At 36.3% G+C, this 15028-nt stretch carries 15 protein-coding genes and 1 pseudogene; 2 read left to right on the forward strand and 14 right to left on the reverse strand.

All coding sequences use genetic code 11. The features are described from left to right. Positions 1 to 61: 61 nt before the first annotated feature. The 10 genes and pseudogenes from ACI6MV_RS01640 to ACI6MV_RS01685 form a co-directional block, all read right to left on the reverse strand. Positions 62 to 2251: a penicillin-binding protein gene (locus tag ACI6MV_RS01640; RefSeq protein ID WP_407268078.1), complete on the reverse strand. Its 2190-nt coding sequence runs from the start codon at positions 2249 to 2251 to the stop codon at positions 62 to 64. Between the two features lie 13 nt (positions 2252 to 2264). Continuing rightward, positions 2265 to 2657: a cell division protein FtsL gene (ftsL, locus tag ACI6MV_RS01645; protein ID WP_407268079.1), complete on the reverse strand. Its 393-nt coding sequence runs from the start codon at positions 2655 to 2657 to the stop codon at positions 2265 to 2267. Then, positions 2654 to 3634: a 16S rRNA (cytosine(1402)-N(4))-methyltransferase RsmH gene (rsmH, locus tag ACI6MV_RS01650; RefSeq protein WP_407268081.1), complete on the reverse strand. Its 981-nt coding sequence runs from the start codon at positions 3632 to 3634 to the stop codon at positions 2654 to 2656. Before rsmH ends, ftsL begins: the two co-directional genes overlap by 4 nt. Before the next feature lie 36 nt (positions 3635 to 3670). Continuing rightward, a complete protein-coding gene (gene mraZ / locus ACI6MV_RS01655; protein WP_407268082.1) occupies positions 3671 to 4102 on the reverse strand; it encodes a division/cell wall cluster transcriptional repressor MraZ in 432 nt (143 codons plus the stop codon). Positions 4103 to 4305: 203 nt separating this feature from the next. Beyond that, entirely contained in the window at positions 4306 to 5931 is a 1626-nt protein-coding gene (gene bshC, locus ACI6MV_RS01660; RefSeq protein WP_407268083.1) for a bacillithiol biosynthesis cysteine-adding enzyme BshC, read from the reverse strand. Positions 5932 to 6027: 96 nt separating this feature from the next. Beyond that, positions 6028 to 6465 (reverse strand): annotated as a pseudogene (locus ACI6MV_RS01665) (DUF3397 family protein). After that, positions 6374 to 7264, reverse strand: coding sequence for a 2-dehydropantoate 2-reductase (locus tag ACI6MV_RS01670; RefSeq protein ID WP_407268084.1), 891 nt, complete (start codon positions 7262 to 7264; stop codon positions 6374 to 6376). The pseudogene ACI6MV_RS01665 and the gene ACI6MV_RS01670 overlap by 92 nt, the downstream one beginning before the upstream one ends. Before the next feature lie 251 nt (positions 7265 to 7515). Further along, complete coding sequence (locus tag ACI6MV_RS01675; RefSeq protein WP_407268085.1) at positions 7516 to 8004, reverse strand: RsfA family transcriptional regulator; 489 nt, start codon at positions 8002 to 8004, stop codon at positions 7516 to 7518. Between the two features lie 213 nt (positions 8005 to 8217). Further along, on the reverse strand, positions 8218 to 8391 hold the full coding sequence (rpmF, locus tag ACI6MV_RS01680) for a 50S ribosomal protein L32 (RefSeq protein ID WP_407268087.1): 174 nt from the start codon (positions 8389 to 8391) through the stop codon (positions 8218 to 8220). Positions 8392 to 8468: 77 nt separating this feature from the next. Then, positions 8469 to 8987, reverse strand: a complete 519-nt coding sequence (locus ACI6MV_RS01685) for a YceD family protein (RefSeq protein WP_407268088.1) — start codon at positions 8985 to 8987, stop codon at positions 8469 to 8471. Between the two features lie 284 nt (positions 8988 to 9271). Between ACI6MV_RS01685 and ACI6MV_RS01690 the strand changes: the two genes are divergently transcribed. Then, a complete protein-coding gene (locus ACI6MV_RS01690; protein WP_407268089.1) occupies positions 9272 to 10492 on the forward strand; it encodes a nucleotidyltransferase in 1221 nt (406 codons plus the stop codon). Positions 10493 to 10582: 90 nt separating this feature from the next. On the opposite strand, the gene ACI6MV_RS01695 is transcribed toward ACI6MV_RS01690, so the two are convergent. Beyond that, on the reverse strand, positions 10583 to 11641 hold the full coding sequence (locus ACI6MV_RS01695; RefSeq protein ID WP_407268091.1) for a SepM family pheromone-processing serine protease: 1059 nt from the start codon (positions 11639 to 11641) through the stop codon (positions 10583 to 10585). Then, positions 11598 to 12392, reverse strand: a complete 795-nt coding sequence (locus tag ACI6MV_RS01700; RefSeq protein WP_407268092.1) for a patatin-like phospholipase family protein — start codon at positions 12390 to 12392, stop codon at positions 11598 to 11600. Before ACI6MV_RS01700 ends, ACI6MV_RS01695 begins: the two co-directional genes overlap by 44 nt. 291 nt (positions 12393 to 12683) lie before the next feature. Here ACI6MV_RS01700 and ylbJ point away from each other — a divergent pair, with 291 nt between their 5' ends. After that, complete coding sequence (gene ylbJ, locus ACI6MV_RS01705) at positions 12684 to 13904, forward strand: sporulation integral membrane protein YlbJ (protein WP_407268093.1); 1221 nt, start codon at positions 12684 to 12686, stop codon at positions 13902 to 13904. A 64-nt stretch (positions 13905 to 13968) separates the two neighbouring features. Here the strand turns inward: ylbJ and coaD are convergent, their stop codons facing one another. After that, positions 13969 to 14454, reverse strand: coding sequence for a pantetheine-phosphate adenylyltransferase (gene coaD / locus ACI6MV_RS01710; RefSeq protein ID WP_407268094.1), 486 nt, complete (start codon positions 14452 to 14454; stop codon positions 13969 to 13971). A 2-nt stretch (positions 14455 to 14456) separates the two neighbouring features. Continuing rightward, on the reverse strand, positions 14457 to 15017 hold the full coding sequence (gene rsmD / locus ACI6MV_RS01715) for a 16S rRNA (guanine(966)-N(2))-methyltransferase RsmD (protein ID WP_407268095.1): 561 nt from the start codon (positions 15015 to 15017) through the stop codon (positions 14457 to 14459). Between the last annotated feature and the right edge of the window lie 11 nt (positions 15018 to 15028).

A 15028-nucleotide genomic window follows, 5' to 3' on the forward strand; every position in this document is an offset into this window, starting at 1 on the left:
TACGACGCATATTAGCTATTTTGCGTAATAACAACAACCGTTTAGAAAACAACCTTTACAATCATTCTTGATTTGTTGGTCCATTAGGTGGAGCAAATTCTACTGATAATTCAGCTGGCAATGATTGATTTGGACTTACGCTCTGTGATACTGCAAATCCGCTACCAACAATTTCTACTTCTGTGTCCGTTAATTGGGCAAATCGTAGCACATCTCGTGTCGACCACCCAGCTAAATCAGGCATTGTTATATTATCTGTCAGCAATATAACACGTTCACCAGGTAAGATTTCTGTCTCATGTTTTGGATTTATATCATTTATGAACTCACCATTTCCGATAACAGACAGCTTTACACCTAATTGTTCTAGTTGTTGTTTTGCTGTAACAGTTGTCTCACCTTTTAAATCGGGAACGGATACTGTCTCAATAAGCTGAGAAGTATTTTTATCTGGCTCAATTTTTAAATAATGCAGACTATTTTCCATTACATTATTAAAAATAAACGAAACTGGAGCTGAACCTGACTCATGTTCTTCTAGCTCTGGTTTTTTAACAGAAACATACATAATTAATTCTGGATTTTCTTTTGGCGCCATACCTAGAAATGAGAATATGTAATTGGACTCTCCACTTAGATACTCTCCATTTTCTGCTATCTGAGCCGTTCCGGTTTTGCCAGCAACTGAGTAGTCCGCTAAATTATAAATATTATGTGCTGAACCATGTTCTGACGTTACTACGGTTCCCAAAACATCTAACACCTTATTTGCTGTCTTAGCAGAGATTGGCTTTCCAATAACCTCTGGAGTAGTTTCTTTAATAACTTCTTCTGTTTGTGAATCAACAGTTTTAGAAACGATATACGGTCGTACCATTTCTCCGTTATTAGCTATCGCGGAAGCAGCAGCCATTTGTTGGATTGGAGTAACCGTCGTCCCTTGTCCAAAGGAAGTTGTTACTTGTTCAATAGGTCGATCATACAAAATGTAACCCTTTTTTTCTCCGGGTAAATCAATTCCTGTCTTTCGGTCAAACCGGAAGGCCTTTAAATATTCTAAAAATTTACTAGGACCAAGCTTTTCATATGCAAGCAATGCCGCTGCGACGTTGGATGAACGTTGAATCCCTTCCTGAAAAGAAATGGGTCCCCATCCTTTTCTATTATAATCACGAATCGGCGATATCATATATTCGTTCTGATAGGATCCAGATTGATAGAGTTCGTTCGGATCATATACACCTTCTTCAATCGCTGCAGCTAATGTAAATATCTTCATCGTAGATCCTGGTTCAAACGGAGTTGATATTACATCGTTATACCAGTTTTCAACCTCGCCTATAGCATTGGGATTATAACTAGGACGATTACTTAATCCTAAAATCTCTCCAGTATGGGGATCCATTATTACTGCGGTTATTCTTTCAGGATTATACTGTTCAACCACTTGTGTAAGAGCATCCTCTAATAAGGTTTGAATTTTTTGATCGATAGTTAAATAGATGTCATTACCATTCTTCGGTTCTGTCATAATTTCATCTGGCTCTAGTAGCTTAATATTATATTTGTCACGCTTATAAGAAATAGCACCATCAGTTCCTGTTAATGTATCGTTCAACTGCTGTTCGATGCCTGTAATACCTATCGTCTTTAATTCTTCCTTAGTATCGGATTCTCCTTCTACTTTAACTTCCTTTTTTTGAGTTAACCCAATAACATGCGATGCGAATAAACCATTTGGATAATATCTTTTTGATTCCGTTTCAAATTGGATGCCAGGTAATTCCAAAGCATCAATCTCTTCTTTTATGGTTTGACTTAGGTCTCTACCGTTAGAACCAAACTCCACTTGAAATTTTTTATTATCTATTCCCCACTGAATACTTTGTTTAACTTTGGCTACTTCCATATTCAAGATTGGCGATAGCTTCTCAGCGGTTATTTGCGGGTCCAAAACATGCTTGGGTTTACTTTTATCAACTGTATATTCTTCATCCACAATTGCATAGACACGGTATGTAATTTGATCTTGTGCAAGTACCATTTTATTTTTGTCATAAATAATTCCTCTATTCGCAGGAAGACTATATGAATTCGTCCGCTTTTGTTCAGCCCAATCCTCTAACGATACTCCCGCAACTTCTCCAGTTCCCTGGATATAGAGAAAACGACCCGAAATAACTAAAAACATGATTACAAAAACAATCATAAATACCGCGGACATGACATGGGTAGTTTTGTTTTTTCGCATCACTTATCCGCCCTTAATTCGAAATTTCACTCGCCTGCTTCACTTTTGAATTTTGAATCTTCAAGCCATTTTCTTCAGCAATTCTTAAAATTCTCTCAGGGTTACTTAAATCCTGAACTTTGTATTCTAAGTTGGCATTTAATTCCTGTTGCTGTTTTACTTGTTGTTCTAAGTTTTGTACATCGCGATTTAAACTATCGGCAGAAGCGCTAAACGAAACTGCAAAAAACAAAGCTACTACCATCGCTACCGCAAATGTGGAATAAAGGACTTTCTCCCCGACAGTAATCCACGCCTTTTTATGAACCTTAACTTGGACTTGTCGTTTAGGTTTAGTACTTCTCGTAGGATTTGTTTTTGTTTCCTCCCAAGACTGTTGCCAATTTCTTGCATGCTCTGCACTCATGATTTATTCCACCTCTCCTGATAGATAAATTTGTCATCCCATGGTTTAATTTTTTCTGCGATTCTTAATTTTGCTGAACGTGATCTTCTATTAGCCTCAATTTCCTGTTCATTAGGCAAAATTGGTTTTCTGTTTATTAATTTAAAAGGAGGCTTACTTTCCTCTGGTATCACTGGTATGTTTTTGGGTAATGGAGGAATGGTACTCCACTTCTTAAATGCTTGCTTACATAGCCTGTCTTCTAAGGAATGGAACGTGATGATAGAGATTCTTCCACCAACCGACACTAATTCCGCTGCTTGGTGTAGTACATCATAAAAAGCATTTAATTCATCATTAACAGCGATTCGTATTGCCTGAAATATTCGTTTAGCAGGATGCCCACCCTTACGTCTTGCAGGGGCAGGAATTGCATCTTTTATAATTTCCACTAACTCATAAGTAGTTTCTATTGGTTTCTTCGCTCTTGCTTCTTCAATTTTTCTGGCGATTTGCTTCGAAAATTTCTCTTCACCATATTGAAAGAAAATTCTTACTAGCTTTTCGTATGTCCAATGATTTATTACGTCATATGCCGTCACATCAGCTGTCTGATTCATACGCATATCTAAAGGAGCATCATGCTGGTAAGTAAACCCTCTTTCAATCTGATCCAATTGCGGAGAAGAGACACCCAAATCAAATAAGATTCCATCTACTTCGGTAATTCCTTTTTCTAGTAGTTGTTCTTTTAAATATCTAAAATTGGAGTGAATATAGACAGTTCGATCATTATATTCAGCCAGCCGTTGCTTCGCTGCTTCAATCGCACGCATATCTTGATCAAAGGCAATCAACTTTCCTGATTGGGAAAGTTGTCGGACAACCATTTCTGAATGCCCTCCACCTCCGAGCGTACAGTCTACGTATACTCCGTTCGGTTTTATATGTAATCCATCTACCGCTTCTTGTTTTAATACCGTATAATGTTCAAACATGAAATCACCCGCTTTTGCATCGATTGTTGTTTCATTTTATATATCGAAGTCCATCATATTTTCTGCAATTTCCGCAAAAGATTCTTCAGATTCTTCAAAATATGTTTCCCAATGCTTGTTATCCCAGAATTCAATACGATTGGATATCCCAATAACCACGCATTCTTTATCAAGGTTTGCATACTTCCTTAATGGTTGTGGAATATTTATTCTTCCCTGTTTATCCACTTCACATTCAATTGCACCTGAAAAGAAGAAACGTGTAAAAGCACGGGCATCTTTTTTAGTTACGGGGAGCTTCTTTAACTTTTCCTCTAGGAGTCTCCATTCACTCATTGGGTAGGCAAATAAACATTGATCAAGTCCTCTAGTCACAACAAAATTATCGCCTAAGCCTTCACGAAATTTGGCTGGGACAATGATGCGACCTTTTTGATCAATATTATGTTGGAATTCGCCCATGAACATAGAGACCGCCCCCCACTTTCTTAAACAATTTTACCACAACCCCCCACCTTTCACCACCAATATTTGAAATTATCTATAATCTTATGGCTACTGCTCTTTTTTCATTTTTTAAAAAACACAAAAAAGCCTATCAGCATAGCCGATAAGCTTATTTGAAGATGTAGATCATTATCTCCACCTAAATGGTGGGGGGTTGTGGTGAATTATATATATAGTAGGTAATGTTCTTGATCAAAAGCATAAGATTGATCTAAAATACCCTTCACTATATCTTTCCCATATTGATTAATAAACGGAAGAATATTCCAATACCTTTCTTGTAATCCACCTTCTGGGCGCATCATCACGGAAAGCGTATCGAATTCAGATAATGCTTTACCATGTTTTTCTTCTAATGCTTGTAACAATTTATCTTGTAAGAAATCGACATCCCGAAAAAGATAAATTAAATTTTTCTCCGCAACCTCTCCTAAATCTGGACGCAGGTCCTTAGCCAATTGCTTCATTGGCAGATGTGCTCTTTCAATTGATAGTTTCACTTGATCAGCTAGTCGTTCAATCGGTGGTGTAGTTTGATTGGCTAACCATTGACTACGTTGTAAATCGACACCATCGCATACTACTTGACTAGGATCAAGTCCATATTTATGAAGACTTTTTTCTACGTTGCGATTGATTATTGTTAAAGATAATCGCGGCAATACTGGTGGCATCTTCAAATTCAAGGCATGAAAACCTGGTTTTAATATCGACCAATAACCAACTTCACCCGGACCTCCTAGAAAGGCTAAAGTTGGAAAAACCAGGTCTTGCATGATTGGACGGGTAACAACATTATTGCTAAGAAGCTCTGGATGGTTCGATGCAATATCTAATAGTTCTTCAGATGTAAACACACATTCATTCTGTTTACCAACCCAGTTGCCTTCCTCGTCTTTAGTCAGCAAAACTCTTGCTCCGTCTAGATGATAAAATAGATGCCCCTCCTCTGGCAATACTTCAAGCGAAATATTATATCCAGATTGTTTCACTTGTTGAGATGATTTGTATACCCCTTCACTTATAGCCGGTTGATGTTCAATCATTTGTTTAAAATAACTGCTTTCCAACTTTCTCAAGCGTTTATCACCAGAATCAACGAGTACTAATCCTTCTTGGTCAAACAGATAAAATATAAGATTAGCAAAGAAATCCACAAATGTATCCGATGTTTCTATAATCTTAGAAAATTTCTCATGAATAGATGCCGTGTGTTGCGTTTCATTTAGTTGTTCAAATACGCGTTCCATCCATTGTCTTGTTATATCTTTATCAATAAAAAAATCTGACATCGACATTTTACTATGTACTCGTTGAAGCGTTTTAAATTTTTTCATACGAGATTGCATCTCTAACATAATGTGATTAATTTCGTCGAAATCGTGATCTTCACCAGCAATCCAAAAAACAGGAATAACCGGTATTCCTAACTGTGCTTCTTTTGCCTTCGCTAATTGTATAATAGATACAATTTTATGGATTGTATAAAGCGGTCCGGTTAATAGACCCGCTTGTTGACCACCAATGACCACAACACTTCTACTATCCTGTATGCGTTCAATATTATGCAACGTTGATTCCGGAGCATTCCACTCTCTATTCACTTGTAGTAGTAAATTTGATAGTGCTTCTCGTTGAAAATCTCTTTCATTTAGTTCGGCTAGTCGCTTCGGAAAGGAATTTTCATCATAAGGTGGGTAATCAAATTTATTTAAAATAAGGTCGTTTTGATTTCTATAATCACTAATTAATCGATTAAATGTATTTAATTGAATGGATTCGATCCACATGCAATAGTGCTCCTTTGTTTCAAAATTAGTTTTAATCATATTTTACAGAAAAATTCGTTTAATTTCACATGTTCTGTTCAAGCAGTGAAAATGGATTTAGTAAACCCGAACAAAAAAAGAACGATATAAAGAAAATGAAAATAAGAGAAATACAAAACGCCAAGCGCGTTTTAAAAATAATGGAATAACTATTTTTCCATGCGCCTTCCATTGCACAAATGCAACACCACTAATTACCAATAAACAAGTTAGACAAATCAACCTTATTAAAGATTTTTCAGGTAAGGTTTAGGATAGTGTTGCTACGGCCAGTATGTATAACGGAACCGTGTAATCAACTGCTATATGTATAGCGTTCCGCCTAGTGCTCTTGTATTTAATAGCTATAAAATAAATTGCAATAGTAATTATAATCGGTATCGTAACAGAAAGCGCTATTAGATTAACCATCTTTGTCTTCTCTTTCCCGATAGCACTCCAGTGCTTTGATGCTCTGATAAACAAACCGAGTATAAGGAATGTCAACGCTAGCATGTTTTAACAGATATCCTGATATACCCTCAATTTCGGTTAGTTGATTATTTTTTAAATCCATTTTCATAGACGACTCATTTTCGTTTGTATTGCCAGCTATTCCTATTACTCTTCTCCACTGCTTCTCCGCATTTAATTGTAACACGCTTGCGGCTTCTTTACACAGTTGTTTGCCTAGTGCAACTACATGGGGATTCGTTAGTATCTCACCATTCTTCACTTGAAAAAGTGCCGTTAGAGGATTAATAACAGCATTAATTACTAGCTTTTCGCTGAGCATTACATGCCAATTTTGTTCGATTTCAACCGGGAACGACAGACTATCTATCGCTTTATAAGTAGAACTCAGAACTAACTCGTTGCCACTTAATAATGCAATATTAAGTTTTCCTTTTCCTGTGTGAATTACACTATAATCATTCACTTTTAGCGCTCCATGCTCAAAGGTCCCTACAATGATTGTTGATGCGAAATCCATCTTGTTAATAAGATCGATATGTCCCATACCATTTTGAATGAATATTAATGTGCTGCTACTATTTTTTAAGACAGTCAATATCTGCTCGATTTGATAATATTTTACACATATAAAGATAAAATCCTCTTGTTGTAATTCATCAATCAACATCGCACGTACTTGAAAAATATCAGGACTAGATAAAAACTCGATTCCAATTTTGTTGATCATATGTTTTTGGTCTTGTCTTCTAACATAAATAGTTACTTGATGGCCTTGGTCGGCTAAGAGGCTACTAATTAATAATCCTACAGCCCCTCCCCCTATTACACCTATTTTCACATACTTCACTCCCGTTTTGATCAGATACCTATTGAATTTACAAGCTTAACTTTTTCTGTTTTCTATTATAGTTGTACTATGTATGTTTTTAAAAGGATGACGCTTTATAGAAGCGAATAAATTTGAGGAATAGATTACAGCAGTAAATGCAGACAACTATTTGTTCCCGTGAATGGTATAAAATTCAGTTTTTTATAAACACAAATAAAACCCTTGCTGATCTTATGATTCGCAAGGGTTACTTCTGTTTTTTAATCTATAATTGTTTTTTGACGGTCTGACGACTCAATTAAGTTCCAAACGTGGCTCATTTCTTTCCACGCTTTTTCATGATTTTGTAGCTTTTTCTTCAACTCTTCCATTTCCTCTGTTAACTGTTGAATTTTAAAATCTACAGTTGATGAGCTCTTTTCATAATTATCTAACTTCATTCTTTCTAATAATGATATAGCAGCATCAAGTGTTCCATCGTTATTAGAATCCTCGACAATTGAAACACTATCTATGGAATCCATTTGCTGTTTTCTATCTTTTTTAGCCATAACAATTGCTTTTTGATATTGCTTTCTAACTGAGGCATTCCAACGAAATCCGCATGCAGCAGGCGTACGCGATAATCGTTTCCCTACCTCTTTAAAGGCCTCTAATTGCGTCTTCCCTTCTCTTATATAGCGTAATACCGTTTCTGCTAATAACACATCTTCATCTTGACTCCATGCATCTTGTCTAGTGCTATTCATTCCACCCCTCCTTGTTACATCGTTTGCTATCAATGTATGCAAACAATAGGGGTGATAGAATAAATCTTTTCTATTTTTATAAATATTTTTAAATGCAAACGTGTTATAAAATGGTATCAAGAAAGCAATACATTCTTAAATACATAGGAAAAAGAGTCATCTAGCAGATTGGCTAAATGACTCTTTTACAGACCCGTTATACGAGTTAATTTATTATTGATCAACCACTTGTTTTCCGTCATATTGTCCACAAGATTTACAAACATGGTGAGGTTTTGTTGATTCACCACAATTTGAACATTCAATCATGCCAGGTACATGTAACTTCTTGTGCGTACGACGTTGATTTTTAACTTTTTTAGAAGTTCTTTGCTTAGGTACTGCCATGTCTTACACCTCCTTCATACACGAAACGAAAATCCTAGGTAAAGGCAGAGTTAATAAACTTTACCTAAACGATTTTGCTATTTATCGTTATCATCTAATAATGATTGCAATTTTTGTAGGCGTGGATCTATTTTTTTCTCCGTTTTGTGTTCGGATTTTAATTCCCAGCCTTCTCCTTTTGTGATTGCATTTTCTTGCGCTTTTTCGTCATCAGAAAACACACGAAAAGGAACTTCCAATAAAACATTTTCCTTTATATATGGAGTTAAGTCAAGCATTTCTCCATCTACAGGATGAATTTCTGAGTCATCTTCAACCTTGTAATACGGTGAAGTAGAGTAAATTTCTCTCGTATCAATGTGAAAGGGATAATTGACGTCAACCAATGTTCTTGCACACGGCAAGGTCATGGTACCATCAATGGTAAAATGAAATGTTATTTCATTTCCTTGCATAGTTGCAAATCCTTTTACATGAACAGGTTCAATACTACGTATATCATTGTTCATATCTTTGATTTCAGAGACGTCTACATCTTCTTCAAATTTTACTGGTTCAGACCCACTAATTTTAAATTTTTGCACAGGAAACTTCATTGTTTTCACCTCAAGGCAACAAAGGTTATTTTAAAAGGAAATCATTGTTTTGTCAATATTTTTTCTTTACAGTAACTTATTTATTCTTTATACGTGTGATGTTTTATATCCTAACATAAATTTTATCCAATAAGCAATATCCACACCTACCAAATTGTTTTTGGAGTCGCTTCGTAATTGTGCTAATATATGGGTATGAATAGCAGTCCATATTATGCGTTAGATGGATTAGTATAACCAGCTATTCTTTAAAATCATCTAAATTATAAAAGGGATGTTAAATGATGAAAGCCTGTGGACTAATTGTTGAATATAACCCATTTCATTACGGTCACCTTCATCATCTACAGCAATCTAAGACAATTACGTCTGCAGATTGTATGATCGCTGTTATGAGTGGAAACTTTCTCCAACGTGGTGAACCAGCTATTATTGACAAATTCCATCGCGCACAAGCAGCTATGGAGGCGGGAATTGATTTGGTAGTTGAGTTACCTTATGCATATGCCGTACAGCATAGTGACATATTTGCGGAAGGTGCAACAAAAATACTAGACGCCCTAGGTGTGTCTTCGGTATGTTTTGGAAGCGAAAATGGTAACATACATGGATTTACAAGCGCGGTACAAACCTTAGATCAAAAGCAAACTGATTTTCAAGAAGAATTAAAAAGACAATTAGCGGAAGGATTATCTTTTCCAGAAGCAAGTCGAAAAGCATATCAATCTATTGGGCTTACTGATGGTGAAGTTGATCTATCAAAACCTAACAACATTCTTGGTTTTAGCTATACAAAAAGTATTTACAATCATCAGCTTGCTATACAACCAACTACAATTAAGAGAATTAAAAATGACTATCATGATACTGAAATTGACCATAGGATTGCAAGTGCAACAAGTATACGTAAGGAGTTACTAGATCGCAGTGAGTTAACAAATAAGGTTAGGGCATCATTACCAATTTCTACACAAAAGCAACTACTAACCTACAAACAAAATGCACACCACTGGCACCAATGGTCTAGTTATTTTCATTTTCTTCAGTACCGTGTAAATACGATGACCGAAGCAGAATTACAAGGGATTCATGGCGTAGAAGAAGGTCTCGAGTATCGCATTAAACGGACAGCATTAGGAGCAGTTGATTTTGAATCATGGATGCATGAACTTAAAACAAAACGATATACTTGGACCCGATTACAACGTGTTTTCGCAAATATTTTAACGAATACAACAAAACAGGAAATTTCGCCTTGGATTTCAAATATTACAATCCCCTACATCCGAATATTAGCTATGAATAACAATGGGAGATCTTTTCTGCATCAGCAAAAAAAGCAGCTATCTATACCCTTGTTAACAGGATTAAAGAAGGACACACATCCTCTAATGAGGATAGAAGAAAAGGCTTCTGATACATATTATAGTATTATTCATCCAACCAGTCGTATCCCATTACGCAAGCAAGAAATTGTTCCACGATTGATTGATATAAGCAAATAAAAAGATGTAAGCTCCCACGTAACTGGAGCTTACATCTTTTTTTAAGCACACAAATTAAGCCACGACTATCCGGTATCACCGCTTTTGTTCTTATGCTTTTGGTTCTAACTGTTTTAGATAATCTAGCGCCTGATCAAAAGTATCAATTGGTACTACCTTTATGCTACTGCCAATATCTTCTGCAGTCTGCTTAGCAATCTGATAGTTAGAATTTGCTGCACCACCTTCATTTGGAGCAAAGAAAATTTCACAGCCTTCATTATTTGCAGCAATCACTTTTTTGTCGATACCACCAATTCTATTTACATTTCCATCATAATCAATTTCACCTGTACCAGCTATCTGGTAGCCTTTTGTTAGATCTTCTTCTGTAAGCTGATCATAAATTTCTAAAGAAAACATTAGACCTGCACTTGGCCCACCAATTTGTCCACTAGAAAAATTAACAGGTGGATCAACCGTCACTTCTCGATCCGTTACTAAGCTAATTCCTATGCCTACCTTTTTTGTTTCTCCCGGAAACTTTTGTAGTGTAATTTCTTCTATTTGTTCGTTCCCCTCACGTTCAATTGTAAGTTGAATTGTATCACCTGCTGCCTTGCCACCAACATAATCCATTAAGTCATTTGTATTTTGAATTTCTACGTTATCTAGTTTAGTTATTTTATCACCAGGTTGCAATATCCCTTCAGCTGGCATTCCTTCTACTACAGCAACAACATAAACACCTATATACTGAATATCAATTGTTTTATTTGCAGCTTGATAAGCTACGACCTTTGATGCTTCTTGTGAACCTTCCATCATTTGTAACTGTAATCTAAAATATGCATCCTTTGATATCCCTTCTGGAAAAACATTCTCAATAGGCGTTATTTCCTGATATGGTCGGATCGAAGCCCAGAGGTAAGAAAATGGCGTTGCAGTAATGCCACTAACTGTTACTAAATGCATGTCCCCTTCGCTTGTAAAGCCATCATTTACTGTAACAATAGGATTTAGTGCATCTGCTCCCCCTGGTTTATATATATAATAAGGGAGTCGGTACCCTACTAAAAATGTAATTAGCACAAGTATAATAATTGACGGAATAAAATATTTCCGATTAAGTTTCATTGTTTTTCTCCTTCCAGCTGTTGATGCAGTCATTGATGGCATTTATTTTGCTTTCGGCCTCTTTCTCACCCTCAGCAATAATGTCCAATATATTCGTGAATGCGCGAGCGCTATAGCTTGATACGTTTGGTTTTAACATAACATCAGCATGAAGACCAATATGACTTACTAGTTCATCTTGCATAATATCGATGCTCTGAAGCATCACATCATAGATCGAGTTAATTTCTCTGTTATAAGTAAAATGAGAACAATCAATAGCAATAACAATGTCAGCACCCATATCTCTGGCTACCGAAACAGGAACACGATCGATGACACCCCCGTCTACGTATAGTTCACCATCGATGTTTTCCGGAACGAACACACCTGGAATAGATATACTCGCTCTTACAGCCTTAGCAGGTGAACCATCAAAGAAAACTTTTTTCTTACCGCTATATAAATTAGTTGCTACTATACCTACAGGAATATCAAATTGTTCTATACTTTTGTGAAATGTAAACAAACGGATATACTCTTTAATTCTTTCTCCTTGAATAAAACCCATTTTAGGAACTGTGAAATCTAAGAAATATTTTCTTTTAAATGTTTTAGCCAACTGGTATAATCCATCCACCTTTTGACCAGCACCATACAATGATCCCACTAACGATCCCATACTACTTCCTGCTATTAAATCAATCGGTATATTATTTTCTTCAAACACTTTCAGTACGCCTGCATGCGCAAAACCTCTTGCTCCTCCAGATCCTAAAGCTAATCCTATTTTGGGTCGTCTCACGAAATTTTCTCCCCTTAAAATTACGTTTTTATTTATAATATGGCATAAAAAAAACAACTATGTGCGTATATTGATAGAGACTTGCTTGTACAAGGAAAAGCACAGGTTGTTCTGGTATTAAAGATACAGGCAAACACCACCACTTTGCATGGTAACACCTGTGGGACCTTTTTGAGCGCTCGTACGGAGGTTTTGGTGCTTTTTAAAGAACCTCTTCTAAAAGGAGCTACGCCTATTTTACAATGACATAAGTAATAAGTACAGAAATGTATCAGCTAGGAGGCCACAACGTTGAATCCAAAAATAAAATCATTGATTCTAGCTGGTGGCGCATTATTTATTGCCATCGCTATTATTCAACACCCTAAAGAAGCATTGGAAGCGAGTAAAAATGGCATTGATATGTGGTGGGGAACAGTATTTCCCTCACTACTCCCATTTTTCATCACTGCCGAACTGCTTATTGGTTTTGGTGTTGTCCGATTTATCGGTGTATTGTTTGAACCAATCATGAGACCTGTATTTAATGTTCCTGGTGTTGGTAGCTTTGTATGGGCAATGGGGATGGCAAGCGGTTATCCATCAGGTGCTAAGATTACCACTAGACTTAGACAAGAGAATCAACTAACTCGAATTGAAGCAGAGCGACTCGTATCCTTTACGAATGCATCAAACCCATTGTTCATTATAGCTGCCGTATCAGTTGGTTTTTTTAATAATCCAAAACTCGGGATATTATTAGCTGTTTGTCACTACGTAAGTAATACTTTAGTAGGGATATGCATGCGATTTTATGGAAGAGAACAGCGTACAGCAAAAATAAATAGACAAAAAGAAAAGTTTAGTGTGTACAAAGCGTTCCAAGAAATGCACCGGACACGTTTAAAGGATAGGAGAGCATTTGGTAAGGTTTTAGGAGACTCTGTAGTAAATTCTGTACAAACACTATTGATGATAGGCGGATTTATTATTATGTTTTCTGTGTTTACAAAATTATTATATTTGGCTGGAATCTCAGGGATCATCGCTAGCTTTTTATCTGGTTTTCTACAAATAATTGGTATTCCATCTGAATTGGCATTACCTATCTTTTCGGGGATGTTTGAGATTACACAAGGTGCCCAAATGATTGCACAAGTATCGATCACAGATGTTTTACCTCTAGCAATCGCGGTCAGCTTTATACTTGCATTTAACGGCTTTTCTGTGCAAGCCCAAGTAGCTAGCATTATTGCTGAAACAGATATACGTTTTGCGCCTTATTTTTTCGCGCGGATTTTACATGGTATTTTCGCGAGTGTATTAACAATTGTCCTATTTAAACCATTATACCTAGACCAGCAAGTAGTTGGTAAGCAGATCATACCCGTTTTTTCTCAGAAAGACAGCTCAGCGCTTTTTGACGCTTGGACTTTATTGCAGACGATTGGTCCCATCATTACACTTCTTTCACTGCTAATCACCATTGTGATATTATACAATCGAATCTTTGGTAATTCGACAGCACATTAACACATTATTAATAGAAATCCCTTGGCAATAAGTACTATTGATTTGCCAAGGGATTGATAGTGATTTATGATTGTTTAAATTTTTGTTTTAGCGCCTTTTCGACAATATCAGGAACCAGGTCGGAGACATTTGCATGGTATTTAGCCACTTCTTTTACCATACTTGAACTCAAAAATGAATATTGATTATTAGTCATCATAAAAAATGTCTCAATTTCTTCATTCAATTTTCTATTCATTGAAGTAATTTGTAGTTCATATTCAAAATCGGAAACAGCTCGTAAACCTCTTAAAATTACTTGTGCGTTCATATCACTAGCATAATCCATTAACAGTCCAGAACAAGAGTCAACCGTTACATTGTCTAAATCATCCGTTACAGCCTCTAAGAGATGAACACGTTCATCTACAGAAAACAGTGGTGCTTTTGACTGATTATTAAAAACAGCAACAATAACTTGATCGAACACTTTTGCTCCTCTTTGGATAATATCTAGGTGTCCATATGTCACAGGATCAAAGCTTCCCGGACAAATAGCAAGTCTAGTCATGTTTACAACTCCTTTCTAGCAAACAGTGTTATTGTCGTGCTATTTGCATATGTTGCTGACTTCATTTTTTCGTAACTTATGTAACTAGATGGTAGAGACATGTTTGCGTCATGCTCACACACGATGATACCTTTTTCTGACAACAATTGATTTTCAGCTAGCTGATCCAGTAATTTCTCATAAGAAATTTTGTGATATGGCGGGTCCAAAAAGATCAAATCAAATGTAAGCCCTCTTTTTGCTGCCGCTTTAATGGCACGAAAACCATCTGTACAAAACACCTCTGACTGATTTTCTAAATGAAGCAATTGCAGGTTTTCATGAATGATTTTAACAGCTTTAGGTTGCTTGTCTACAAAAATGGCTTGCTCCATACCTCTGCTAAGCGCCTCGATTCCTAAAGAACCACTACCTGCAAAAAGATCCAAACAACTGCCCCCATTAAAATAAGGACCAATCATTTGGAATAATGCTTCTTTTACCTTGTCTGTTGTTGGTCTAGTTAACTGATTGGGAACTGGTTTAATTGGCCGCCCTTTATGTACACCTGAAATTACTCTCATATAGGCACCTC

It is taken from the genome of Radiobacillus sp. PE A8.2 (assembly GCF_045635475.1).
Classification (GTDB): Bacteria; Bacillota; Bacilli; order Bacillales; family Amphibacillaceae; genus JBJGXI01.